Raw genomic sequence first — 20,939 nt, forward strand, 5'->3', positions numbered from 1 at the left:
TTTCAGGGCGGACATCGGGCGTATCCCGTCGTCTTGTTCCGGCCGGTACCTACCGGGCTGGTTGCGCACCTGCTTTTCGCGCTCCAAGTGCCTCCTCATATTCTCTCTCATCCTCATCTGTCGCATGGAATTATCCGCCACGCTCATCCTGGCCGTCCTCACGGCGGGCATCTCGTTTTACGCCTGGTCGAACCCTGAATTCCTGGAAAGCTGGATTCTGGAGCCCGCCCGCATGAAGCGCCACAACGAGTGGTACCGCTTCCTCACCTCCGGCTTCCTGCACGCCGACATCGGCCACCTGCTGTTCAACATGCTCGCCTTTTACTCCTTCAGCCGGCTGGTGGAAGGGGTATTTCAGGAAGTATTCGGCCCCACCAGTGGGCTGCTCTGCTTCCTGCTGCTCTACCTGGGCGGCATTGTGGTGTCGGATATCCCCACCTACCTGCGCCACCGCCACGACCCCGGCTACCGCAGCCTCGGAGCCTCGGGCGGGGTGGCTTCGGTCATTTTCTCGGCCATCCTGTTCGACCCGGTCGCCGGCCTCTACATCTTCCCGCTGCCGATAGCTATTCCCGGCTTCATCTTCGGCTTCCTGTACCTGGCCTATTCCTACTACATGAGCCGGCGCCGCGGCGACAATATCAACCACGACGCCCACTTTTACGGGGCACTTTACGGTATCGTGCTGACACTCATTCTGATACCCCGGGCTGCAGGCATTTTCTGGGAACAATTGCAGGGTTATATATCGTAAGTGTATGATTATTAATATTTTAAAACATAAATAGTGCTCTGCCAATATCCATTTCAGGTCTGGTGCGTAAAGGGCTGCATAATCTCTCTCCCTAATCACTCAACCTCCCTACACCATGCATCACCTGCGTACCCTTACCCAACGCCTGCCCGCCTTTTCGCTTTTGCTTTCGATGGCGGTAGCCACCCTGCTCACCTCCTGCAATGGCCGTAAGGCTGACGGCTCGCTCACTATTTTTGGGGTGATTTACATACTGCTGGCCATTGCCGCCTTCCTGAGCCTGATCAAGCAGGACTGGTCGATTGGTAAGAAAATCATCTGGGGCCTGATCATTTGGTTCTTCCCCTTCGGTGGTTCCATCATTTATTTCCTGTTCTCCGGCCGTAAATAACCGGGGCTGAAGGCATAAAAAAGGACGCCCGGGCAACTGCCCGGGCGTCCTTTTTTATGTTCCGGATTGGTTGTTGGGTCTTATCGGCCGCCTACCAGCCGGCGCTTTTCCATGCGGGCCACATGCTGCAGAATGGCGCCGGTATTCGTGATTTCGGTGGCCTGCCAGTGGCTGCCCTGGTCGCGCATCTTCACCTCCAGCACCAGCGTGGTATCGTAGCGGGGCTGCGTAAACTCCAGGCCCACCAGAGCCTGCTCGCCTTCCTCGCGGGTGTAGGCCACGCCCTTGAACTGGCTGCCTTCGCCCACCACCTTACCGGCCAGTCCCAGCACCGAAACGTTCACCAGTTGCCTGGGAGCTGCCGCGGCTTCGGCCGAACCCGTTTCCACATAGCGCTTCACTTCCCGGCGGGCTGCCTGGGCCAGCTGGGGCTTGAGGAGGCTCAAGGCGCCCGTCATGGCCAGGCCCCCGGGATTAAGTACGCCCAGGGCCGCGCCCTGGCTGGTCACATCGTTTACTAGGCCGGTAGTGATGCTATTAATATCTACGTAGTGCTCGAAGGCCGCCACGTCGTGGTCGTTGAGGGCTTTGTAGGCCTGCATGAGCGAGTATTCGGGCGTGGTGCGCAGGTGATAGAAATAGGCGCCGGCTGCTACGGCCAGCAGCAGGAGCACGAAAAGGATTTTCTTCATGGACTCAAACAAGAGAGGTAAAAAAAGGGAATGCCTAAAGACTAGGTGCAGAATAGTACGCCGATTTTGGGGCCTTGTTCGAGGAGTCTGCGTAAGGTAGAACGGTTGTTTCTCCTTCACCTTTTTCCTGCTTTTGAGGCTATGTCGTTCCCGCCTGTTTACCGTTTTCCGGAAGTGCACGGCCACCGGGGCTGCCGGGGGCTGCTGCCCGAAAACACGTTGCCCGCCTTTCGCGAAGCCCTGCGGCTGGGGGTAGATGTAGTGGAGCTGGACGTGGTGATTTCCGCCGATCAGCAGGTAGTGGTGTCTCACGAGCCGTGGATGTCGGCCACCATCTGCCGCACGCCGGCGGGGTTGCCCATTGTCCCCGCGGAGCAGCGGCAGCACAACCTCTACGAGCTGTCCTACGCCCACATCCGGGAGTACGACTGCGGCCTCACGCGCCATCCCGGCTACCCGCAGCAGCAGCCCGTGCCCGCCTTCAAACCCCTGCTCCGGGAGGTAGTGGCGGAGCTGGAAAATCTGGCCCGGGCACTGGGGCGCGCGCCCGTGGGCTACAGCATTGAAATCAAAAGTGGGGTGGGGGAGGAGCCTCGGTTCCAGCCGGCACCGGCCCGGTTTCTGGAGCTGGTGCTGGCCGAGCTCCGGGCTCTGCACATCCTGCCGCGCACCACCCTGCTGAGCTTCGATAAGCGCATCCTGCAACTGGCTCGGCCGGCGTTGCCCACGCTGCCCCTGTGCCTGTTGGTGGAGGATGCCGAGCCGGTATCCGCTCACCTGAACGCCCTGGGTTTTCGCCCGGAAGTCCTGGGCCCGGACTTCCGTTTGCTTACGCCCATGCTGGCCGCGGAGCTGCGGGAGCAGTCTATAAAACTCGTGCCCTGGACGGTGAACGAAGTACCGGACCTACGCCGTATGCTGGCCCTGCAGCCCTGGGGTATTACCACCGATTACCCCGACCGGCTGCTGGCGCTGCGCGGTTTTTGAACTACCCTTCCGGACAAGGATCTGTATCACCGGCTGTAACGAGATGAACATGATGTAACGATTGGCGTGGCACCTGTAACAGGTGTAAAAGTGTAACGAGTACTTCGGTTGTGTTACAATTGCGCTGTATCATCTTTTGTATTACACCGTTCATGTTGCTGTATCGTTTGGTTACAACGGACACATTTAGGATATTTACCTATTCACCATTCGTTACACCCGGTCACCATGATACACCAAGGCGAAATACTGCAGGATGCTATTAAAAACAGCGGGATTTCGATTACACACTTGGTAGAGGAACTCGGTATTACACGCCCTACTATTTATCGTAAATTCAAGGATGTATCACTGGATTACAGCTTTGTTACAAGGGTGGGTGAAATTATCGGACACGACTTTAGTAATGATTTTACACCGTCCGGCGATACAGGTGTAACATCGAATAATGTAACTGTAACAAAACAACTTGCTGTAACGTCTGATACACCTGCTGTTTCGCGTAACACTGCTGTAGCGCCGATGGAAGCGGATAGTTTAAAACAGCTGATGACGCTGCAGCAGAAGTATATTTCCCTGCTCGAAGCCTATAATGAGTTGCTGTTAAAGGTGTACGGGCCGAAGTAAAGGCTTGTGTTCCACGTGAAACATATCTGTTCGGCGGGTCTTTGGTCTATGATACGCCGGAGTTGACCAGGGCCCGTCCGGTCCGTCCGGGGAGGCAATACCGGGCTGATACAGGGACGTGAGCGGTGGTAATGACCGGACACCACAGCCGGCCTGGAAGTCTGGATCAAGGGTGGAGATGGACGCTGTAAAGCGGGGCTTTATCTTGCGGCAACTAACCGACATTACTGCTCTCACATGTCCGCTTCCCAGCTGCCCGACTACCGTCCCGTCTCCTACTCCCGCGTCACGCTCACCGAACTGATGATTCCCTCGTACGCCAACTTCGGCGGCAAAATTCACGGCGGCATTTTGCTCTCCCTCATGGATAAGGTGGCCTACGCCGCGGCCTCCAAACACGCCGGTAACTACTGCGTGACGGTGAGCGTGGACGGGGTGAATTTTCTGCAGCCGGTAGAAGTTGGGGAGCTGGTTTCCCTGCTGGCCTCGGTGAACTACGTGGGGCGGACCTCGGTGCTGGTAGGCATCAAGGTGACGGCCGAAGACGTGCGCACCGGAACTGTGAAACACACCAACACCTGCTACTTCACCATGGTCGCCAAAGACGACGCCGGCAAGCCCACACCGGTACCCGGCCTGCTGCTGGAAACCCGCGACGATACCCGCCGCTTTCAGGAGGCCATCAAGCGCCGGGAGTTCAAGGGGCGCTACCACCAGGAGTTCGATAATGCCCGTACCATCCTGGCGGTGGAGCAGCAACTGCACCTGCTGGAAAACGAGCGGTGCCAGTTGGCCTATTAAGGTCCGGAGGCTGCTCCGCACTCACCCTTCATTTAGGTCAGGCGGGGGAAGTGAATGCGTGAGGAGGAAGCACCCACGCAACGCGGCGCCATCGTGCTGCCGGCCGCAGTACCCTCCTGCAATCTGGTTAAGAGGAGCCGGCCGGGCTGGTTGCCTGGTGAGGTACCCAAAGGATTGCTGAGTCGCACACTTACTGGGTAGCCGCAGTTACCCGGAACGCGGCCAGTTCAGGGTTGCCGCCGCAGGTCGGGAGTGGTCTGCCGGGGTGCTGGGCTATGGCCCGTCGTTGCCGATGTTGTTCGACTGGGTTGCTCAATTACAAACCCTGGACAACCAGGATACAGCCCGCCCGATAGGGGAGGGGCGGCGGCAAAGGCCCAATAGCCGGGCGGCGGGTTGGGGCAACAGATCGGCCGACAAGAGTAGCCAGCGGAATGGCCTTAGAGAAAGACCACTTCCTTGATGACATCTTCACCGACTTCGGCGTTGATGTTGGCCAGCACCTGGGTCTTGGCCATCACCAGCTCGTGCTTGAGCGGGGCCGAAGACAGGCGCACGAAAAGCTTATGGTTGCTCACGTAAATCTGCTGGGTTTTCATGGCTACGGCCTTGCCCATGATCCGTTCCCAGCTGGCCACCACCGTTACCTCGTTGAGCTTCCCTTGGAGGCGGTAAACCCGTAGCAGAGCCGTGATGCCATCCTTGAGCGGCACGACATCTGACTTACGGGAAGTTTCAGACGAGTAAGGTTTTTTGGTGGTCATTGCAGTAATTAACGCGCGAACCAGACTACCGGCCCAGCCCGTAAAGGTACCGCCCCCGCCGCCTAAAGCCGCGTGACTACGCCCGATTGCACCCGGAACCGGCGGATATCTTCCGAGAGGTTGGCCAGCACCCGGTCGGTGCGTTCGAGGTGGGTATCGGTCAGGAAAATCTGGCCGAAGGTGTGGTTGGCTACCAGCTGCATGAGCCGGGTGATGCGCTTCTCATCCAAGCGGTCGAAGATGTCGTCGAGCAGGAGCAGGGGCTTCTGCTGCTTGCGCTGGGCCAGCACCTCGAACTGGGCCAGCTTGAGGGCAATGGCAAACGACTTTTGCTGGCCCTGGGAACCGTAGCCTTTCACGGGCAGCTCATCCATCAAAAAGGTGAAGTCGTCGCGGTGGGGGCCCACGGTGGTGCGCTGCAGGCTCAGGTCGCGGCGCTCCTGCAGGCGCAGCAGTTTCAGGAAGTCGGCCCCGGGCAGCTCACTTTTATAGGTAAGCGTCACGACTTCCTGGCCGTCGGCGAGCTGGGCGTAGTGGCGCTGGAACACGGGCTCGAACTCGGTCAGGAATTCCTGGCGCCGCCGCACCAGCTCCTCGCCCGCCGGGGCCAGCTGCTCGTCCAGCACCAGCAGGTAGTCACGGTCGTAGCCAGCCTGGCGGTCGGTGGCCAGCTTGAGCAGGGAGTTGCGCTGCTTGAGCAGCTGGGTGTAGCGGATGAGCTGCTCGAGGTAGGCGTGGTCGAGCTGGGACATCAGACTGTCGAAGTACTTACGCCGCTCCTCGCTGCCCTGCCGGATCAGGTCGGTATCGTAGGGCGAGATGAGCACCACCGGATAGCGCCCGATGTGGTCGGACACCCGCTCGTAGGCCTGCTTGTTGTGGGTCACCGTTTTCTTCTGCCCCAGGCGCAGGCTGCACTGAATGGTTTCGGCCGGCTCGTCGCCGAGGCCCTGGAAGCGGCCCCGGGTCACGAAGAACTCCTCCCCCTGCTTGATGCTCTGGGTGTCGGAAACGGTGAAGGCGCTTTTGGTCAGGGAGAGGTAGTGAATGGCATCCAGCAGATTAGTCTTGCCGCTGCCGTTATCACCGATGAAGCAATTGATGTGGGGAGAGAAGGATAACTGCGCTTCTTCGTAATTCTTGAAGAATAGCAGATGGAGGCTTTCAAGGTTCATGCTTGGGGTTCGGAATTGCAATCCTTTTACGTACTTTCGCCTCCCAAACGCGAACAATCGAAAGCAAGATGGCGGAGACGAAAGTAAAGGCTGCCTCCAAGGCTTCCAACCCGAAGACGAAATCATCGGAGGCACCGGCCGAGGGCAAGAGTGCGAAAGCTACGGTGAAAACGGCCAAGCAACCGGCCGCAACCCTGACGGCCACCAATGCGGCCGCCAAGAAGGCCACGGGCGCCCCCAAGGCAACCTCCGCGAGCCAGCCCGAGTTTTCCAAAGAAACCTACCTGACCTGGTATGAGCAGATGATGCTCATGCGCAAGTTTGAGGAGAAGGCCGGCCAGCTCTACGGCCAGCAGAAAATCAAAGGTTTCTGCCACCTCTATATCGGCCAGGAAGCCTGCGTGGCCGGAGCCGTATCGGCCCTGACCAAGGACGACAAGTGGATTACCGCTTACCGCGACCACGCCCACCCGCTGGCCCTGGGCACGTCGCCCAACGCCATTATGGCCGAGCTGTTTGCCAAAGCCACCGGTTGCTCCAAGGGCAAGGGCGGCTCCATGCACATGTTCGACAAGGACGTGAACTTCGTTGGCGGCCACGGCATCGTGGGGGCTCAGGTGCCCATGGGCGCCGGCATTGCCTTCGCCGAGAAATACAACAAGACCGGCAACCTGTGCATCGCCTACATGGGCGACGGCGCCGTGCGCCAGGGGGCCCTGCACGAGGCCTTCAACATGGCCATGCTCTGGAAGCTGCCCGTCATCTTCGTTATCGAGAACAACGGCTATGCCATGGGTACCTCGGTGCAGCGCACGTCCAACGTGACGGAGCTCTACACCCTGGGGGAGAGCTACGACATGCCTTCCGAGCCGGTGAATGCCATGAACGTGGAGGACGTGCACAACGCCGTAGCCCGCGCCGCTGAGCGTGCCCGGGCCGGCGAAGGCCCCACCTTGCTGGAGTTTAAAACCTACCGCTACAAGGGCCACTCCATGAGTGACCCGGCCAAGTACCGCACCAAGGACGAGCTGGAGGACTACCGTTCCCGCGACTCCATTGAAGCCGTGCGCCATACCATCCTGACCCATAACATGGCCACCGAGGCTGATCTGGAAGCCATTGATGAAAAGATCAAGGCCCAGGTAACTGAGTCGGTGGAATTCGCCGAGAACTCGCCCTTCCCCACGGCCGATGAGCTGTACAAGGACGTGTACGTGCAGGAGGATTACCCCTACATCCGCGACTAGTCGGGCGGACGATTTTCCGGTCGCCCCCGGCGGCCTCTTTTTCGAGTAACTTACACCATGTCGAAGATTCCTTATACGGGCAAGAGCCAGCAGGCCCGCCAGCAGCAGCAGCAGCCCGTTTCCACGGACCCGTTGCAGCCCGCCGAAGTCTACAACCCCGAGCACCCGCTCCTGGAAGACCCCGATGCCCTGGCCCTGCGCCTGGTGGAGTCGGAGGATTTCCTGCGCCGCAACAAGAACGTGCTGCTGGGGCTGCTGGCCGTAGTGGTGCTGGCCGTGGCCGGGGGCTTCGGATACTACCTGTGGCGGGATTCCCAGGATACCAAGGGGCAGGCTGCCCTGTTTCAGGCCGTGAACTACTGGGAGGCGGACTCCCTGCAGAAAGCCATGAAGGGCGACGGCCGCAACCTGGGACTGGAGCGCGTATCGTCGGAGTACAACGGTACCGATGCGGGCAATCTGGCCAACTTCTACGCCGGCGTGGCCGCCCTCAAGCAGGGCAAATACAAGGAGGCCATCGACTACCTGGAAGAGTTCAGCTCCGATGATTACCTGGTGCAGGCCCGCGCCTACTCCCTGCTCGGCGACGCCCACCTGGAGCAGAACCAGCCCAAGGAAGCCGCCGACTTCTACAACAAGGCCGCTAACTACAACGCCAACGAGTTCTTCTCGCCCGGCTACCTGCTCAAGGAAGCCACTGCCCGCGAGCAGGCCAAAGACTACGACGGCGCCATTGCCGCCTACGACAAAATCCTGACCGACTACCCGGCCGCGGCCGAGGTCAACGAGGCCAAGGAATACAAGGCCCGCGCCGAAGGCATGTCGGGTAAATAAGCAGCGCCCGGAGTTACTGCAGAAAAAGGCGGCCAATCGGCCGCCTTTTTTGTTGGATGCCGGTACCACCCACAAACGGCGCCGGACCGGGCCCGCCGCCGTCCCTATCTTTGCCCCGCCAGTTACCTCACTGAACCCTCCCGTATGGCCACTTCCCTCAAAAACCTGAGCGACTACACCTCCGACCACTTCATCGACATCTCCGACAAGCGCTTCGGGCTGGTGGTGGCCGAGTGGAACCGCGACATCACCGACACCCTGGCCCAGGGCGCCTACGATACCCTGCTCAAACACGGCGCCAAGCCCGAGAACATCTTCCGCAACACGGTGCCCGGCAGCTTCGAGCTCACGCTGGGGGCCCAACTGCTGGCCCAGCACGAGGAAATCGACGCCGTTATCTGCCTGGGCGTGGTGATTCAGGGCGAAACCAAGCACGACGACTACATCTGCCACGCGGTGGCCAGCGGCATCACCAATGTGGGCCTGAAGTTCAACAAGCCCGTCATCTTCGGCCTCGTGACCACCAATACCCTGGAGCAGGCCTGGGACCGGGCCGGCGGCAAGCATGGCAACAAAGGGGTGGAAGGGGCCGTGGCCGCCATCCACATGCTGGGCTTCTAGTCCGGGCTGCTCCGCGAAGCAAAACACTATCACGCTGATTAGCGGACAAAACCGTAGCTTTGCGGCCGAATACGACTGGCCGGCGGGCCTGTGGGAAATCCAGGCTCGGCTGATCCGTTGTTGGTGCGGGGAGTAAGGTAAACTTATTCCCAGAAGCCGATGTTGGGCCTGCTAACCGGTTGTTCCGCAGAACCGTAGTCGGCACCCTGCTCAATCACCCTTTAGTATAACCTTCCTTCCTGAACGACATGAATGACGAATCCCTACGCTATTCCAGGGAAGATCTGGCCGAGTTTGAACAAATCATTCAGGACAAGCTCACGGCTGCCCGCAAGGAAGTCGCCTTTATCAAGGAAACCCTGAGCCGCAAGAACGATACGGGTACCGACAACACGGCCTCCTCTTCGAAGGTGCTGGAAGACGGCGCCGACACGGCCGAGAAGGAAAGCATGAACCAGCTGGCTTCCCGCCAGATGAAGTTTATCCAGCAGCTCGAAAACGCTCTGGTCCGCATCAAGAACGGTACCTACGGCGTGTGCATCGGCACCGGCAAACTCATCCCCAAGGAGCGCCTGCGGGCCGTGCCCCACACCCAGCACTCCATCGAAGCCAAAATGGCCCGCCGCGACTAATCTCGCTGCCCGCTGTTTTAAGTACCCGGACCCGTGACCGGCCCCCGCTACCAGGCGGAGCCGGCCGCTGGTCCGGGACCTGTTTTTAGCAGACCGGAATTTCCGCGCTGCTCATTCTAGATCATTCACGGTACCGTAGCGATACGGCACGCACGCTTCTACCACATGGGTAAGAAACATTCTTCCGGTGACGCTTCCGGCCGCAAAGGCCGCTCCACCGATTCCGGCCGGTCCGCCGGCCCGGGCGCCGAGGGCTTCCGCAAATTCATACAGCCCGGCGCGGAGCGGGCCAGCCGCCCCGGCGGTAACGCCCGCTTCGGCAATGACCGCGACAACCGCAGCGACCGCGACGACAGCCGCCGCGACGACAGCCGCCGCGGCAACGACCGCCCTTCCTTCGGCCGGCCGGCCGATGGGAGCACGGGCGGCCCGCGCAAATTCGGTAATGGCGGCAACAGCTTCGGCGGCCCCCGCAAGTTTGGTAACAGCGGCGGTGACTTCCGCCGCGAAGGCCGTGACGAGCGTTCGGCCCGGGACTTCCGCCGCGACAACCGGGAGGAACGCCCCGCCCGCGACGAGCGCCCGGTGCGCGACTTCGAGCCCAAGAAAACGTGGCAGGGCCAGCCTTACCGGCGCGAGGATGGCCAGTCGGCCGTGCCGCGGGGCCTGCCCGGCGAGCGGAACCGCAAGTTTGTAAAGCAGAACCCCAACGCCGCCGACGAGCCCCGCCAAGAAGCCCCCCGGCCCCGGCCGCAGGAGGATTTCCAGGGTTCGAAGGAATACGGTGCCGACCGGCCCATCCGGCCTGCCCGCTCCTTCGATTTCCGGGGCCGCCCCGAGGACCTAGCCGACCAGCGCCCGCCCCGTTCCGAGGACCGGGACGAGCGCCCGGTGCAGTCCGCTCGCCGCGACGACGATTTCGGCCGCGACCGGCGCGACTCCGGTGACCGCAAACCCCAGGGCTTCGGAGCCGGCGCCAGCGGCGAGCGGCGCACGGCCCGCCCCGGTTCCTTCGGGAGCGAGCGGACCGAGCGTCCGGCCCGCGACGACCGGCGGGAGCCGCGCGCCTTCGACCGCGACGAGCGGCGGGGCAGCAGCAGCAGCTTCGACAAGAAGCGGCCCTTCAGCACGGAGCGCCGCGACAACCGTGCGGGTGATGAGCGTCCGCGCCGCGCCTACGACCAGGACCGCCGCTCCGATGCCCCGGCCTCGAACCAGGCGGGCAAGCCCCGGCGCGGCGAGGTAGCCGGCCAGGCTCCCGACTACGCCAACCTGCGCCACTACGAGGAGGACAAGACCCGCGGCAACAAGCGCCGCCGCGAGGAAGACGACGCCGACGGCAACGAAGTACGCCTCAACCGCTACATCGCCAACGCCGGCATCTGCTCCCGCCGGGATGCTGATGCCCTCATTGCCGCCGGCGAAATCAAGGTGAACGGGGAAGTGGTAACGGAGATGGGCTACAAGGTGCAGCCCACCGATACCGTGCAGTACGGTAAAACCAACCTCAACCGCGAGAAGCAGGTGTACCTGCTCCTCAACAAGCCCAAGGACTTCCTCACCACCACCGATGACCCCGAAGGCCGCCGCACCGTGATGGAGCTCATCAAATCGGCTTCCAAGGAGCGCGTGTTCCCGGTGGGCCGCCTCGACCGCAACACCACGGGCCTGCTGCTGTTCACCAACGACGGCGAAGTAGCCCAGAAACTCTCCCACCCCTCGCACCGCAACAAGAAAATCTACCAGGTGGAGCTCGACAAGCCCCTGACGGAAGAACACCTGCGGCAGATTGCCGCGGGCGTGACCCTGGAAGACGGCAAGGCGGAGGTGGACGACGTGGCCGTGGTGGCCGGCAACCCGCACTTCGTGGGCGTGGAAATCCACATCGGCCGGAACCGCATCGTGCGCCGCATCTTCGAGCACCTCGGCTACGACGTGGTGACCCTGGACCGGGTGCAGTACGCGGGCCTCACCAAGAAGGACCTGCCCCGGGGCAAGTGGCGCTTCCTGACCGAGAAGGAAGTCATTCGTCTCAAGTATTTCATGTAGCCACGCAACCGCCCGGCTCCCGTCTGTCTCCTGTTGGTGCCGGCGCGGGGGCCGGGCGTTCGGTTTTGCGCCCTTGCCGGGGCCCGGCCGCGCGCCACCCTTCGGGCCTGCCGGCTCGCGGGCCGGCCGGGGCCGGGCCCCGGGTCTTTTTTTCGCCTTTTGCTTCCTGCATGCTCGCCTTGCGTACGCTTTCCCTCGATATTGGCAACACGGCCGTCAAGTACGGCTACTTCGAGCAGGATACGCTGCAGGAATCCGCCACCGGTCAGACGCCCGCGCAGGTGCGGGCCGCCGTGCAGCGCCTGCGCCCCGAGCACGTGATTCTCTCCTCCGTAGCCGGCCCGGCCGCCGACTGGGCGCGGGAGCTGCGGGCCGCAGTGCCGGGCGAAATCCTGGAGTTCGTTCCGGCTACCACGCCGCTGCCCATCGGCAACGCTTACGCCACTCCCCACACCCTGGGGGCCGACCGGCTGGCGGCGGCCGTGGGCGCGGCCTGGCTATTGCCCGGGCGCGACGTGGTGGTAGTGGATGCCGGCACGGCCATCAAGTGCGACCTAGTGGATGCGGCCGGGGTATTCCGGGGCGGCAGCATTGCGCCCGGCCTGCGTATGCGTTTTCAGGCCCTGCATACGTTTACCGGACGGCTGCCACTGGTGGCCGGTCTGCCCGACCCCGCTACCGACGTTCCGCTCACCGGCACCGACACCCAGGAGGCCATCCGGAGCGGGGTGCTGAACGGAGCGGCGGCCGAAGTGGCCGGTCTGCTGGCCCAGTACGAAGCCCGGTTTCCGCACCTGGCGGTGGTGCTGGCCGGCGGCGACGCGGCTTTTTTCCGGGGCCGGCTGAAACGGCCTATCTTTGTTGTTCCCGAGCTCGTGTTAATCGGGCTCCATCGAATTTTAGTACATCATGTCGCAACCTAACTTCTCCGGCCTAGCCGGGGGTCTTTCGCTGCTGGGGCTGCTGGCCGCCTCGTCAGTCGCCCTGGGCCAGGGCCTGGGCAACTCCCCGTATTCGCGCCTGGGCCTGGGCGACGCCAGCCCGAACGCGGGCGGGGTCCGGCAGATGGGCATGGGTGGCATCGGGGTGGCGGCGCCCAACAGCGTCAACGTTAACGAGCTGAACCCGGCCCTGCTCTACTACACCAGCCGGACGACGTTCGAGGCGGGCTACACCGGGCAGTTCAAGACCCTGCGCAACGACCAGACCAGCCAGCGCACCGGCACCGGCACGCTGGGCTACTTGGCCCTGGCCTTGCCCATCAACCGGGGCTGGGCCGCGGCCATCGGCCTCAAACCCTATAGCACCGTCGACTACCAGTCGACTACCGTAGACAACACGGTGGCCGGCGACCCGCAGGCGCAGGTGGAAAAGCAGTATAACGGGAGCGGCGGCATTGCCGAAGCCTACATGAGCCACGCGGTGCGCGTGACCAAGGGGCTGGTAGTAGGTGCTTCGGCCAGCTACGTGTTTGGCACCATCGACCGGGAAACCAGCACCCGCATCGGGACCAGTACGCTGCCATTGGCCATTGCCAACCGCGACATCTTCCAGCAGCAGGTGCGCTACTCCGATTTTGCTTTTCGCACGGGCATCCACTACCGGGGCAAAGTCAACGATAAAGTCAACTACAACCTTGGCGGCGTGTACAGCTTCCGCTCCAACCTGAACGGGAAGCAGAACCTGAACCTGCTGCGCGAAGACGGGAGCGGGGTACAGGCGTCCACTACGGCCCTGGAAGTGGAGTCGGCCGGCCGGGCCCAGGTACCGGCCCTGACCCAGCTGGGCGTGAGCTTCGACAATAACCGCAACTGGAACCTGAGTCTGGAAGGGAGCCGCCAGCAATGGTCGCAGTTCCGGGCTTTTGGCGAGCAGGGCGGGGCCGCGGGCATTCCGCTCAGCGACACCTACCGCTTCGGGGTGGGCGGGGAGCTGACCCCGGACGCTACGTCGGTAGACAGCTACTTCAGCCGCGTAACGTACCGGGCCGGCCTCAATGTGGCCCAGCTCCCGTACCGTCCCGGCGGAACCACGCTCTACGACCGCTCGGTGAGCTGGGGCTTTGCCTTCCCGCTGCCCACGGCTACCCCGCTCGATGCCACCACCATCAGCCTGGGCTTCACCTACGGGCAGCGTGGCAACACCGACGTGCGCACGCTCGATACCGGGGCGCTGGAGCGCAATATTAAGGAAGACTACGTACGCATGCAGTTGGGCGTCACGCTCAACAACCGCTGGTTTATCAAGCGTCGGATTGAATAACGTTTCAGCTATGTACGTCCGCCCGCTTTTCCAGACCTGGGGGCTGCTGCTGGCCACGGCCCTGCTGGCTTCCGCCTGCCACCCGGCCGATGAAGCGGCGCCGGTGAAAGCCGTGGACTACAAGGGGCCGATGCTGGAAACCGAGAACGTGCTCATGCTCGTCAGCGACTCGGCCCGGCTGCGGGTGCGCCTCACGGCCCCCCTGCAACAGGACTACGAGTCCGGCGACTCGGAGTATCCGAAGGGCGTGAAGCTCACTTTCCTCGATACCGATGGGGAGACGGTAATCAACACCATCACGGGCAAGTACGGCAAGTTCGAGAAGAACAAGAGCCTCTATACCATGCGCGGCGACGTGCGCGTAGCCAACGTGCCCAAGCAGCAGCGCATGAATACCGAGGAGGCCTTCTACGATCAGAACAAGGCCTCGATTTACACCAAGGAGCAAACCGAAATCAAGGTAACCACGCCCACCGAGGTACTTACGGGCCGGGGCCTGAAGGCCAACCAGGATTTCTCCTGGTACCGCATCCTCACGCCCACCGGCGTGTTCACGTTGCAGGATGCCCCCACCGCGGCGCCCGCGCCCACCAACCGCTAACGCCTATGAAACGCTTCTGGGACCCCGGCATCAGCCGGACCATATTGTTCGTGCTGGGGGTGTTCACGTTCGTGATTGCCACCTACGGCACGCTGGTTACCGGCGGCCTCGAAGGCCTCTACGATAACTACTGGCTGTTCATGATAGCGTTTGGCTGCATCATCGCGGTGCGCTACCTGCGTCAGCGCGACAAGGAAGCCGCCGCCGAGGCCGCTCAGCAGGCGGCTGCCCGGGCGGCCGCTAAAACAACGGCCAAAACCGGGCGCAAGCTCAAAAAGAGGAAGTAGGGGCCGCCGCCGCCTTCCCCCTCAGGCAGCCCCAACTGCCCTGCGGCCTGCACGCATCCGCCCGACCGTTCCGGCCGGGCGGATTGCTTTTGTCCGACATTATCTATTGACCATCTTTTTTGGTTATTTTGCGCCTCATTCACCTTTTCTTACTGCGCTTTTTTTCAAGTAAATGGCATTAATTAACACGATCCGGGAAAAATCGGGCTGGGCCGTCGGCGCCATCATTATCGGCCTGCTGCTGTTCATGGTGGGCGGGGACCTGTTCACCGGCCAGAACAGCTTCTTTGGTCGCAATGACCGCTCGGTTGGCGAAATTGCCGGCGAGAAGGTGGATTACGACCAGTTTCAGGCTACCCTGGAGCAGGCCAAGCAGTCCTTTGTTCAGCAGCAGGGCCGCCAGCCCGATGAGCAGACCATGGGCTACCTGCGCGACCAGGCCTGGAACCAGATGCTCTACCGCATTGCCTTCCAGAAGCAGTTCGACGAGCTGGGCCTGAAAGTGTCCGACGACGAGCTGACCGACATGGTACAGGGCAACAACGTGCACCCCAGCATCCGCCAGGCCTTCACGGACCCGCAAACCGGCCAGTTCGACGTGACGAAGGTGAAGGAGTACCTGCGCAACCTCGACAAGATGGACCCCCAGGCCCAGGCTGCCTTTGCCAACTTCGAGAACAACCTGCGCCCCGAGCGCCTCGGCACCAAGTACAACAACCTGCTCAAAATGAGCACTTACGTGACTACGGCCGAAGCCAAGCGCTACAACGAAGCCCAGGCTGCCCAGGTGAACCTGCGCTACCTCTTCGTGCCTTACTTCACGGTGTCGGATTCGAGCCTGAAAGTGACCGACGCGCAGATCCAGGCTTACATTGACAAGAACAAGGGCCGCTATAAGGTGGAAGACGGCCGCACCATTGAGTACGTGACCATTCCGGTAACGGCTTCGCGGGAAGACAGCACCACCATCCAGACCAGCGTGAACGAGCTGGCCACCCAGTTCGCCGCCGCCCCCGTCGATTCGGCCTTCGTGAAGCTAAACTCCGAGAACCCCACCAGCCCCGCCTACCTCTCGCCGGCCGATATGCCCGAGAAACTGCGCGAGCAGCTGCCCCTGCAGGTAGGTAAAGTGTACGGCCCTTACGCCGAAAACGGCACCTACTCGCTCTACAAAGTGAGCGGCCAGAAAGCCGGCGCCCAGGCAGCCGCCCGCGCCAGCCACATCCTCATCAAGGCCGACGGCACCACGCCCGAGGCCGATGCCGCCGCCAAAGCCAAGGCCACGGACGTGCTCAACCAGATCAAGGGCGGGGCGGATTTCGCCGCCATGGCCCGCCAGTACGGCTCGGATGGCACCACCGCCACCGGCGGCGACCTGGGCTGGTTCCAGCAGGGCCGCATGGTGCCCGAGTTCGAGAAGGCCGTGTTCGGCGCTTCCTCAGCCGGCTTGCTGCCCAACCTGGTGAAGACCTCGTTTGGCTACCACATCATCAAAATCACGGCCCCCAAAACGGCCCAGACCTACCAGGTGGCCACGGTACAGAAGAGCATCCAGCCCACCGAAGGTACCCGCGACGCCGCCTACAACAAGGCCCAGGAGCTGAAGGGCCAGGCCACCGACCTGGAGTCGTTCCGTAAGGCTATTGCCGCCGACAAGAGCCTGCAGAAATCAGAAGCCAAAGGTCTCGGCCGCGGCGACCAGGCTGTGAATAACCTCCAGGGTGCCCGCGACCTGGTGCGCTGGGCTTACGGGGCCGATGGCTCCCAGGGCCCCGGCGCCCAGGGCATCGGCGATGTGTCGCCGGCCTTCGAAATCGGCGACCAGTACGTTATTGCCGTCCTGACCGGGGAGCGGAGCAAGGGCACTGCTGATGTAGCCAGCGTGAAGCCCGAGGTAACGGCGCTGGTGCGCAATGAGCTGAAAGCCGAGCAGATCAAGCAGAAGCTGAGCGCCGCCAAAGGCACCCTGGAGCAAATCGCCCAGGCCTACGGCAACGGCGCCCAGGTGAAAACGGCCGACAACGTGGTACTGGGTCAGGCCATGATTCCGGGCCTCGGCAGCGAGCCGGTGGCCGTGGGCCGCGCCTTCGGGCTGAAAGTGGGCCAGAAATCGGCCCCGATTGCCGGCGAGCAGGGCGTGCTGATCGTGGAACCCACCAGCACCACGCCCGCCCCCGCCGCCGCCGACGTGCAGGCCGCCCGCCAGCAGCTGGCCGCCCAGCGCACGGCCCGGGCCGATGGCCTCATCTACGAAGCCATCAAGCAGCAGGCCAACGTAACCGACAACCGCTCGAAGTTCTTCTAAGCGCCAAGCCGCTTCGCGGACCGAAAAGCAAAAGGACCGTACCTTCGGGGACGGTCCTTTTTTTGTGCCCGTACCGGGAGGTGGAGGAATGAGCCCCAGGCCCCCAGACCCCCGGTCCCCAAATGGCACTTCCGGCCGGTACTCTTCGTTAGCTGCTTATGAAAAACTTGGTGGGTGGAATGATGTTGGGCGCCACGCTGCTGGCGGTGGCGCCGGCGGTCCGGGCCCAGGGGCCCGAGGACAGCAACGTGCAGCTGGCCCGCGAGTATGCGCGCAAGGGCGAGCACGAGAAGGCCGCCTTCCTGTTCGGTCGCCTGCGCAACGACGAGCAGGCCGCCCCCAACATCCTGCCCGACTACCTGGCGGCCCTCCAGGCCCTGGGCCGCACTAAAGATGCCGAGAAGCTCGTGAAGCGGGCCCAGAAGCAGCGGCCCGGGGAAGTGGCCCTGGGCGTGACGCTCGGGCAGGTGTACGCCGCCACCGCCGACTCGGCCGCCGCCCGCAGGCAGTGGGAGCGGACCCTCAGCCAGCTGACCCCCGACCAAGTAGTGCCCGTGGCCACGGAGTTCCAGCAGCTCAACCTGCCCGCCTGGACCACCCGCACCTACCTGCGCGGCCGCGAGCTGGCCGCCAACGAAACCGAATTCGGCCCCCAGCTCATCCAGCTCTATACCCGCGCTGGCCAGACCAGCCAGCTGATGGTGGAAACCCTGCGCCTGGTGCGCGACGATGAGCGCCAGCTCCCCTTTGTGCGCAACATGCTCCAGAACAGCCTCCAGAACGATCAGGACTTTATAACCCTGGAAAAGGAGCTGCTCACGCTGGTACAACGCAACCCTGAGCGGCCCGTGTACAGCGAACTGCTGCTCTGGCTGCAGGTGCAGCGCCGCGACTTCATGGGGGCGCTGGTGCAGGCCAAGGCCCTCGACCGGCGGGGGCGCACTGAGGGCCAGCGGGTGCTGGAAGTGGCCGAAATTGCCCGCCGCAACAAGGACTACGAAAACGCCATTGCCGGCTACCAGTACGTGGCCCGCGAGTACCCCGGCAAGCCCTACTACGCCCTGGCCCGCCAGCGCCTGGTGCAAACCCGCGAGGATCAGGTCCGGACGACGTATCCGGTGAACGTGGCCCAGCTGCAGAGCCTGCTGCGCGAGTACGAGCAGGTGCTCACCGACCTGGGCCGTACGCCCGAAACAGCGCCCGTGCTGCGGAGCATGGCCGCCCTGCTGGCCTTCCAGCTCGGCGAGCAGGAGCCGGCCATGAAGCTGCTCAATGAGGTTATCGCCATGCCCCGCGCCAGCCTGGAGGTGGTGGATCAGGCCAAAATCGACCTGGCCGATATCTACGTGCTGCGGGCCGAGCCCTGGGAGGCTACGCTGCTGTATTCGCAGGTGGAGAAGTCGCACAAGGATACGCCCCTGGGCTACGACGCCAAGCTGCGCAACGCCCGCCTGAGTTACTTCGCCGGCGACTTCAAGCTGGCCAAGTCCCACCTCGACATTCTCAAGCAGGCCACCAGCCGCGAAATTGCCAACGATGCCATGCAGCTCAGCTTGCTCATCACCGACAACACGGCCATGGACACCGCCGGCCTGGCCCTGCGCGACTACGCCGTGGTGGAGCAGCTCGTGTTTCAGAACAAGGTGCCCGAAGCCCTGCGCGGCCTCGATGCCCTGCTGGTAAAATACCCCGGCCATGCCCTTCAGGATGAGGCCTGGTACCTCAAGGCCCAGCTGCTGCGCCGCACCGCCGACTACGCCGGGGCCCTCAGCACCCTGGAGCGCATCACCAGCAACCCCAAGTACGACGTGCTCAGCGACGACGCCCTGTTTCTGGCCGCCACCATCCAGCAGGAAAACCTCCAGGACCGCGCGCAGGCCCAGCAGCTCTACCAGCAGGTCATCACCAAATACCCCGGCAGCATCTACGTGGCTGAAGCCCGCAAACGGTTCCGCCAGCTGCGCGGCGACGTGAACCAATAGGCACGCCGGCTGGCCCGGCCGGGGCTACAAAATCCCGGAATTACGCGCTAGTCCGTGCTCGATTGGTTACTTTTGAAGGTGCGCTCCCTATAGGGCGACTGTGAGATTATGGAAAAACGGTGGATTCGTAAGCCTGCGCCCGACGCTGCACCAGTCCGGCACCTGGCCGACGCACTGCGCGTCAACGAGGCCATCGTCCGCCTGCTCTGCCAGCGGCAGGTGTGCACCTTTGAGGAGGCCCGCGCCTACTTCCGGCCCGACCTGAGCCAGCTGCCTGACCCGCTGCTGATGCGCGACATGGACCGCGCCGTGGACCGCCTCGTGCGGGCCCTGCACGCCGGCGAGCGGGTACTGGTGTTCGGGGACTACGACGTGGACGGTACCACCTCCGTGGCCTTGGTCTACAGCTACCTCTGCCGGTTCTTCGGGCCCGAGCGCATTGAGTACTACATTCCCGACCGTTACAAGGAAGGCTACGGGGTTTCGGAAGCCGGTATCGACTACGCCCAGGCGGAAGGCTACCAGCTCATCATTGCCCTCGACTGCGGCGTGAAATCGGTGGATAAGGTGGCCTACGCCAACGAGCGGGGCGTGGACTTTATCATCTGCGACCACCACTTGCCCGGTGCCGAGCTGCCCGCCGCGGTGGCCGTGCTCGACCCCAAGCGCGCCGACTGCCCGTACCCGTTCAAGGAGCTGAGCGGCTGCGGCGTGGGCTTCAAGCTGATGCAGGCCTTCACCGAGCACCAGGGCCTGCCCACCGCCGAGCTGCACGAGCTGCTGGACCTGGTGGCCGTGAGCATTGCCGCCGACATCGTGCCCATTTACGGCGAGAACCGCATTCTGGCCTACCACGGCCTGCGCCTGCTCAACGACCGGGCCCGCCGCCAGCGCCCCGGCTTCGACGCCCTGCGCGAGCTGGCCGGCCTGCAAACCACCGACCTCAACATCAGCAGCCTCGTGTTCGGCTTTTCGCCCCGCATCAATGCCGCCGGCCGCATGGGCGACGCCAAGCGGGCGGTGGCCATGCTGCTGGCCGACAGCGCCGAGCAGGCCAAGGAAAAGGCCGGCGTGGTGGACAAAACCAACCAGGAGCGCCGCGGCTTCGATACCAGCATCACGAAGGAGGCGCTGGCCATGATTGAGGACGACGAGGTCCTGCGCACCGCCTCCAGCACCGTGCTGTTCAAGGAAGGCTGGCACAAAGGCGTGGTGGGCATCGTGGCCTCGCGCTGCCTCGATAAGTACTACCGGCCCACCATCATCCTCACCGAGAGCAACGGCAAGGCCACCGGCTCGGCCCGCTCGGTGGTGGGGTTCGATGTGCACCAGGCCATTGAGGAGTGCGCCGAGCTGCTCGACCAGTACGGGGGCCACATGTACGCCGCCGGCCTCACCCTGCCCGTGGAAAACGTGCCGGCCTTCCGGGCCAAGTTCGAGCAGATTGTGGCCGGCCGCATCCGGCCCGAGCAGCTCATTCCGCCCGTCGAAATCGACTGCACCGTGCAGCTGAGCGACATTACGCCGTCGTTTTACAGGTTGCTGAGTCAGATGGAGCCCTTTGGCCCGGGTAATCCCAACCCCGTTTTCGCCTCCGAGCAGGTGTACGCCACCCCCGATTCGGTGCGCATTGTGGGCAACTCCCACCTCAAGCTGGCCCTCACCCAGGACGGCCACCGCAGCGTGGACGCCATCGGCTTCGGTCTGGGCGACTACTATGACCGGATCCGGCAGGGCCAGCCCTTCAGCGTGTGCTATACCGTGGAAATCAATGAATACCGCGGCACCAAAACCCTCCAGCTCCGCGTGAAGGACATCCGCTGGGAGAAGTAAGGTGAAATGGTGAGCTGGTGAAATGGTGAGTTTGATGTTCGGCCGGTCCTGTCTACGCAGATGGTGCGGTTAGGACCAGTTGAACATCAAACTCA

At 62.9% G+C, this 20,939-nt stretch carries 20 protein-coding genes; 17 read left to right on the forward strand and 3 right to left on the reverse strand.

Annotated features, from left to right (window positions below; genetic code table 11):
* The first annotated feature begins 124 nt into the window (after window positions 1-124).
* Window positions 125-754, forward strand: coding sequence for a rhomboid family intramembrane serine protease (locus KLP40_RS03555; protein WP_215592260.1), 630 nt, complete (start codon window positions 125-127; stop codon window positions 752-754).
* Between the two features lie 115 nt (window positions 755-869).
* The gene (locus KLP40_RS03560; RefSeq protein WP_215592261.1) at window positions 870-1,145 is read left to right on the forward strand and encodes a PLD nuclease N-terminal domain-containing protein; all 276 of its coding nucleotides are present in this window, start codon (window positions 870-872) and stop codon (window positions 1,143-1,145) included.
* Between the two features lie 80 nt (window positions 1,146-1,225).
* Here KLP40_RS03560 and KLP40_RS03565 read toward each other — a convergent pair whose 3' ends face one another.
* On the reverse strand, window positions 1,226-1,837 hold the full coding sequence (locus tag KLP40_RS03565; RefSeq protein WP_215592262.1) for a hypothetical protein: 612 nt from the start codon (window positions 1,835-1,837) through the stop codon (window positions 1,226-1,228).
* 141 nt (window positions 1,838-1,978) lie between these two features.
* Between KLP40_RS03565 and KLP40_RS03570 the strand changes: the two genes are divergently transcribed.
* The 3 genes from KLP40_RS03570 to KLP40_RS03580 all read left to right on the forward strand — a co-directional run bounded on the left by KLP40_RS03570 (window position 1,979) and on the right by KLP40_RS03580 (window position 4,252).
* Complete coding sequence (locus tag KLP40_RS03570) at window positions 1,979-2,824, forward strand: glycerophosphodiester phosphodiesterase family protein (protein WP_215592263.1); 846 nt, start codon at window positions 1,979-1,981, stop codon at window positions 2,822-2,824.
* Between the two features lie 228 nt (window positions 2,825-3,052).
* Window positions 3,053-3,451, forward strand: a complete 399-nt coding sequence (locus KLP40_RS03575) for a helix-turn-helix domain-containing protein (RefSeq protein WP_215592265.1) — start codon at window positions 3,053-3,055, stop codon at window positions 3,449-3,451.
* A gap of 237 nt (window positions 3,452-3,688) precedes the next feature.
* Window positions 3,689-4,252: an acyl-CoA thioesterase gene (locus tag KLP40_RS03580; RefSeq protein WP_215592267.1), complete on the forward strand. Its 564-nt coding sequence runs from the start codon at window positions 3,689-3,691 to the stop codon at window positions 4,250-4,252.
* 440 nt (window positions 4,253-4,692) lie between these two features.
* On the opposite strand, the gene KLP40_RS03585 is transcribed toward KLP40_RS03580, so the two are convergent.
* Both KLP40_RS03585 and recF read right to left on the reverse strand, forming a co-directional pair.
* On the reverse strand, window positions 4,693-5,016 hold the full coding sequence (locus KLP40_RS03585) for a DUF721 domain-containing protein (protein WP_215592269.1): 324 nt from the start codon (window positions 5,014-5,016) through the stop codon (window positions 4,693-4,695).
* Between the two features lie 62 nt (window positions 5,017-5,078).
* Entirely contained in the window at window positions 5,079-6,191 is a 1,113-nt protein-coding gene (recF, locus tag KLP40_RS03590) for a DNA replication/repair protein RecF (RefSeq protein WP_215592270.1), read from the reverse strand.
* A gap of 68 nt (window positions 6,192-6,259) precedes the next feature.
* Here recF and pdhA point away from each other — a divergent pair, with 68 nt between their 5' ends.
* From pdhA to recJ, 12 genes are all read left to right on the forward strand, one after another.
* Window positions 6,260-7,438 (forward strand): pyruvate dehydrogenase (acetyl-transferring) E1 component subunit alpha, encoded by a 1,179-nt coding sequence (gene pdhA / locus KLP40_RS03595; RefSeq protein WP_215592271.1) that lies wholly within the window; start codon window positions 6,260-6,262, stop codon window positions 7,436-7,438.
* A gap of 57 nt (window positions 7,439-7,495) precedes the next feature.
* On the forward strand, window positions 7,496-8,272 hold the full coding sequence (locus KLP40_RS03600; RefSeq protein ID WP_215592272.1) for a tetratricopeptide repeat protein: 777 nt from the start codon (window positions 7,496-7,498) through the stop codon (window positions 8,270-8,272).
* A 144-nt stretch (window positions 8,273-8,416) separates the two neighbouring features.
* A complete protein-coding gene (gene ribH, locus KLP40_RS03605; RefSeq protein ID WP_215592274.1) occupies window positions 8,417-8,893 on the forward strand; it encodes a 6,7-dimethyl-8-ribityllumazine synthase in 477 nt (158 codons plus the stop codon).
* 248 nt (window positions 8,894-9,141) lie between these two features.
* Window positions 9,142-9,525 (forward strand): TraR/DksA family transcriptional regulator, encoded by a 384-nt coding sequence (locus KLP40_RS03610; protein WP_215592276.1) that lies wholly within the window; start codon window positions 9,142-9,144, stop codon window positions 9,523-9,525.
* Window positions 9,526-9,690: 165 nt separating this feature from the next.
* Entirely contained in the window at window positions 9,691-11,574 is a 1,884-nt protein-coding gene (locus KLP40_RS03615) for a pseudouridine synthase (protein ID WP_215592277.1), read from the forward strand.
* A gap of 170 nt (window positions 11,575-11,744) precedes the next feature.
* On the forward strand, window positions 11,745-12,497 hold the full coding sequence (locus tag KLP40_RS03620) for a type III pantothenate kinase (RefSeq protein ID WP_215592278.1): 753 nt from the start codon (window positions 11,745-11,747) through the stop codon (window positions 12,495-12,497).
* Window positions 12,484-13,836: a hypothetical protein gene (locus KLP40_RS03625; RefSeq protein ID WP_215592279.1), complete on the forward strand. Its 1,353-nt coding sequence runs from the start codon at window positions 12,484-12,486 to the stop codon at window positions 13,834-13,836. The genes KLP40_RS03620 and KLP40_RS03625 overlap by 14 nt, the downstream gene beginning before the upstream one ends.
* A gap of 10 nt (window positions 13,837-13,846) precedes the next feature.
* A complete protein-coding gene (gene lptC, locus KLP40_RS03630; protein ID WP_215592280.1) occupies window positions 13,847-14,437 on the forward strand; it encodes an LPS export ABC transporter periplasmic protein LptC in 591 nt (196 codons plus the stop codon).
* 5 nt (window positions 14,438-14,442) lie between these two features.
* Window positions 14,443-14,724: a hypothetical protein gene (locus tag KLP40_RS03635; protein ID WP_215592281.1), complete on the forward strand. Its 282-nt coding sequence runs from the start codon at window positions 14,443-14,445 to the stop codon at window positions 14,722-14,724.
* 172 nt (window positions 14,725-14,896) lie between these two features.
* A complete protein-coding gene (locus tag KLP40_RS03640) occupies window positions 14,897-17,029 on the forward strand; it encodes a peptidylprolyl isomerase (RefSeq protein ID WP_215592282.1) in 2,133 nt (710 codons plus the stop codon).
* A gap of 158 nt (window positions 17,030-17,187) precedes the next feature.
* Entirely contained in the window at window positions 17,188-19,011 is a 1,824-nt protein-coding gene (locus KLP40_RS03645) for a tetratricopeptide repeat protein (protein ID WP_246558610.1), read from the forward strand.
* A gap of 108 nt (window positions 19,012-19,119) precedes the next feature.
* Entirely contained in the window at window positions 19,120-20,844 is a 1,725-nt protein-coding gene (gene recJ / locus KLP40_RS03650) for a single-stranded-DNA-specific exonuclease RecJ (RefSeq protein ID WP_215592283.1), read from the forward strand.
* Window positions 20,845-20,939: the final 95 nt, after the last annotated feature.

Source organism: Hymenobacter piscis, assembly GCF_018760735.1.
Classification (GTDB): Bacteria; Bacteroidota; Bacteroidia; order Cytophagales; family Hymenobacteraceae; genus Hymenobacter; species Hymenobacter piscis.

Excerpts from the sequence above, each read along its gene's own strand:
- KLP40_RS03555 (WP_215592260.1), top strand. The coding sequence starts at position 125 with ATGGAATTATCCGCCACGCTCATCCTGGCCGTCCTCACGGCGGGCATC.
- KLP40_RS03560 (WP_215592261.1), top strand. The coding sequence starts at position 870 with ATGCATCACCTGCGTACCCTTACCCAACGCCTGCCCGCCTTTTCGCTT.
- KLP40_RS03565 (WP_215592262.1), bottom strand. The coding sequence starts at position 1,837 with ATGAAGAAAATCCTTTTCGTGCTCCTGCTGCTGGCCGTAGCAGCCGGC.
- KLP40_RS03570 (WP_215592263.1), top strand. The coding sequence starts at position 1,979 with ATGTCGTTCCCGCCTGTTTACCGTTTTCCGGAAGTGCACGGCCACCGG.
- KLP40_RS03575 (WP_215592265.1), top strand. The coding sequence starts at position 3,053 with ATGATACACCAAGGCGAAATACTGCAGGATGCTATTAAAAACAGCGGG.
- KLP40_RS03580 (WP_215592267.1), top strand. The coding sequence starts at position 3,689 with ATGTCCGCTTCCCAGCTGCCCGACTACCGTCCCGTCTCCTACTCCCGC.
- KLP40_RS03585 (WP_215592269.1), bottom strand. The coding sequence starts at position 5,016 with ATGACCACCAAAAAACCTTACTCGTCTGAAACTTCCCGTAAGTCAGAT.
- recF (WP_215592270.1), bottom strand. The coding sequence starts at position 6,191 with ATGAACCTTGAAAGCCTCCATCTGCTATTCTTCAAGAATTACGAAGAA.
- pdhA (WP_215592271.1), top strand. The coding sequence starts at position 6,260 with ATGGCGGAGACGAAAGTAAAGGCTGCCTCCAAGGCTTCCAACCCGAAG.
- KLP40_RS03600 (WP_215592272.1), top strand. The coding sequence starts at position 7,496 with ATGTCGAAGATTCCTTATACGGGCAAGAGCCAGCAGGCCCGCCAGCAG.
- ribH (WP_215592274.1), top strand. The coding sequence starts at position 8,417 with ATGGCCACTTCCCTCAAAAACCTGAGCGACTACACCTCCGACCACTTC.
- KLP40_RS03610 (WP_215592276.1), top strand. The coding sequence starts at position 9,142 with ATGAATGACGAATCCCTACGCTATTCCAGGGAAGATCTGGCCGAGTTT.
- KLP40_RS03615 (WP_215592277.1), top strand. The coding sequence starts at position 9,691 with ATGGGTAAGAAACATTCTTCCGGTGACGCTTCCGGCCGCAAAGGCCGC.
- KLP40_RS03620 (WP_215592278.1), top strand. The coding sequence starts at position 11,745 with ATGCTCGCCTTGCGTACGCTTTCCCTCGATATTGGCAACACGGCCGTC.
- KLP40_RS03625 (WP_215592279.1), top strand. The coding sequence starts at position 12,484 with ATGTCGCAACCTAACTTCTCCGGCCTAGCCGGGGGTCTTTCGCTGCTG.
- lptC (WP_215592280.1), top strand. The coding sequence starts at position 13,847 with ATGTACGTCCGCCCGCTTTTCCAGACCTGGGGGCTGCTGCTGGCCACG.
- KLP40_RS03635 (WP_215592281.1), top strand. The coding sequence starts at position 14,443 with ATGAAACGCTTCTGGGACCCCGGCATCAGCCGGACCATATTGTTCGTG.
- KLP40_RS03640 (WP_215592282.1), top strand. The coding sequence starts at position 14,897 with ATGGCATTAATTAACACGATCCGGGAAAAATCGGGCTGGGCCGTCGGC.
- KLP40_RS03645 (WP_246558610.1), top strand. The coding sequence starts at position 17,188 with ATGAAAAACTTGGTGGGTGGAATGATGTTGGGCGCCACGCTGCTGGCG.
- recJ (WP_215592283.1), top strand. The coding sequence starts at position 19,120 with ATGGAAAAACGGTGGATTCGTAAGCCTGCGCCCGACGCTGCACCAGTC.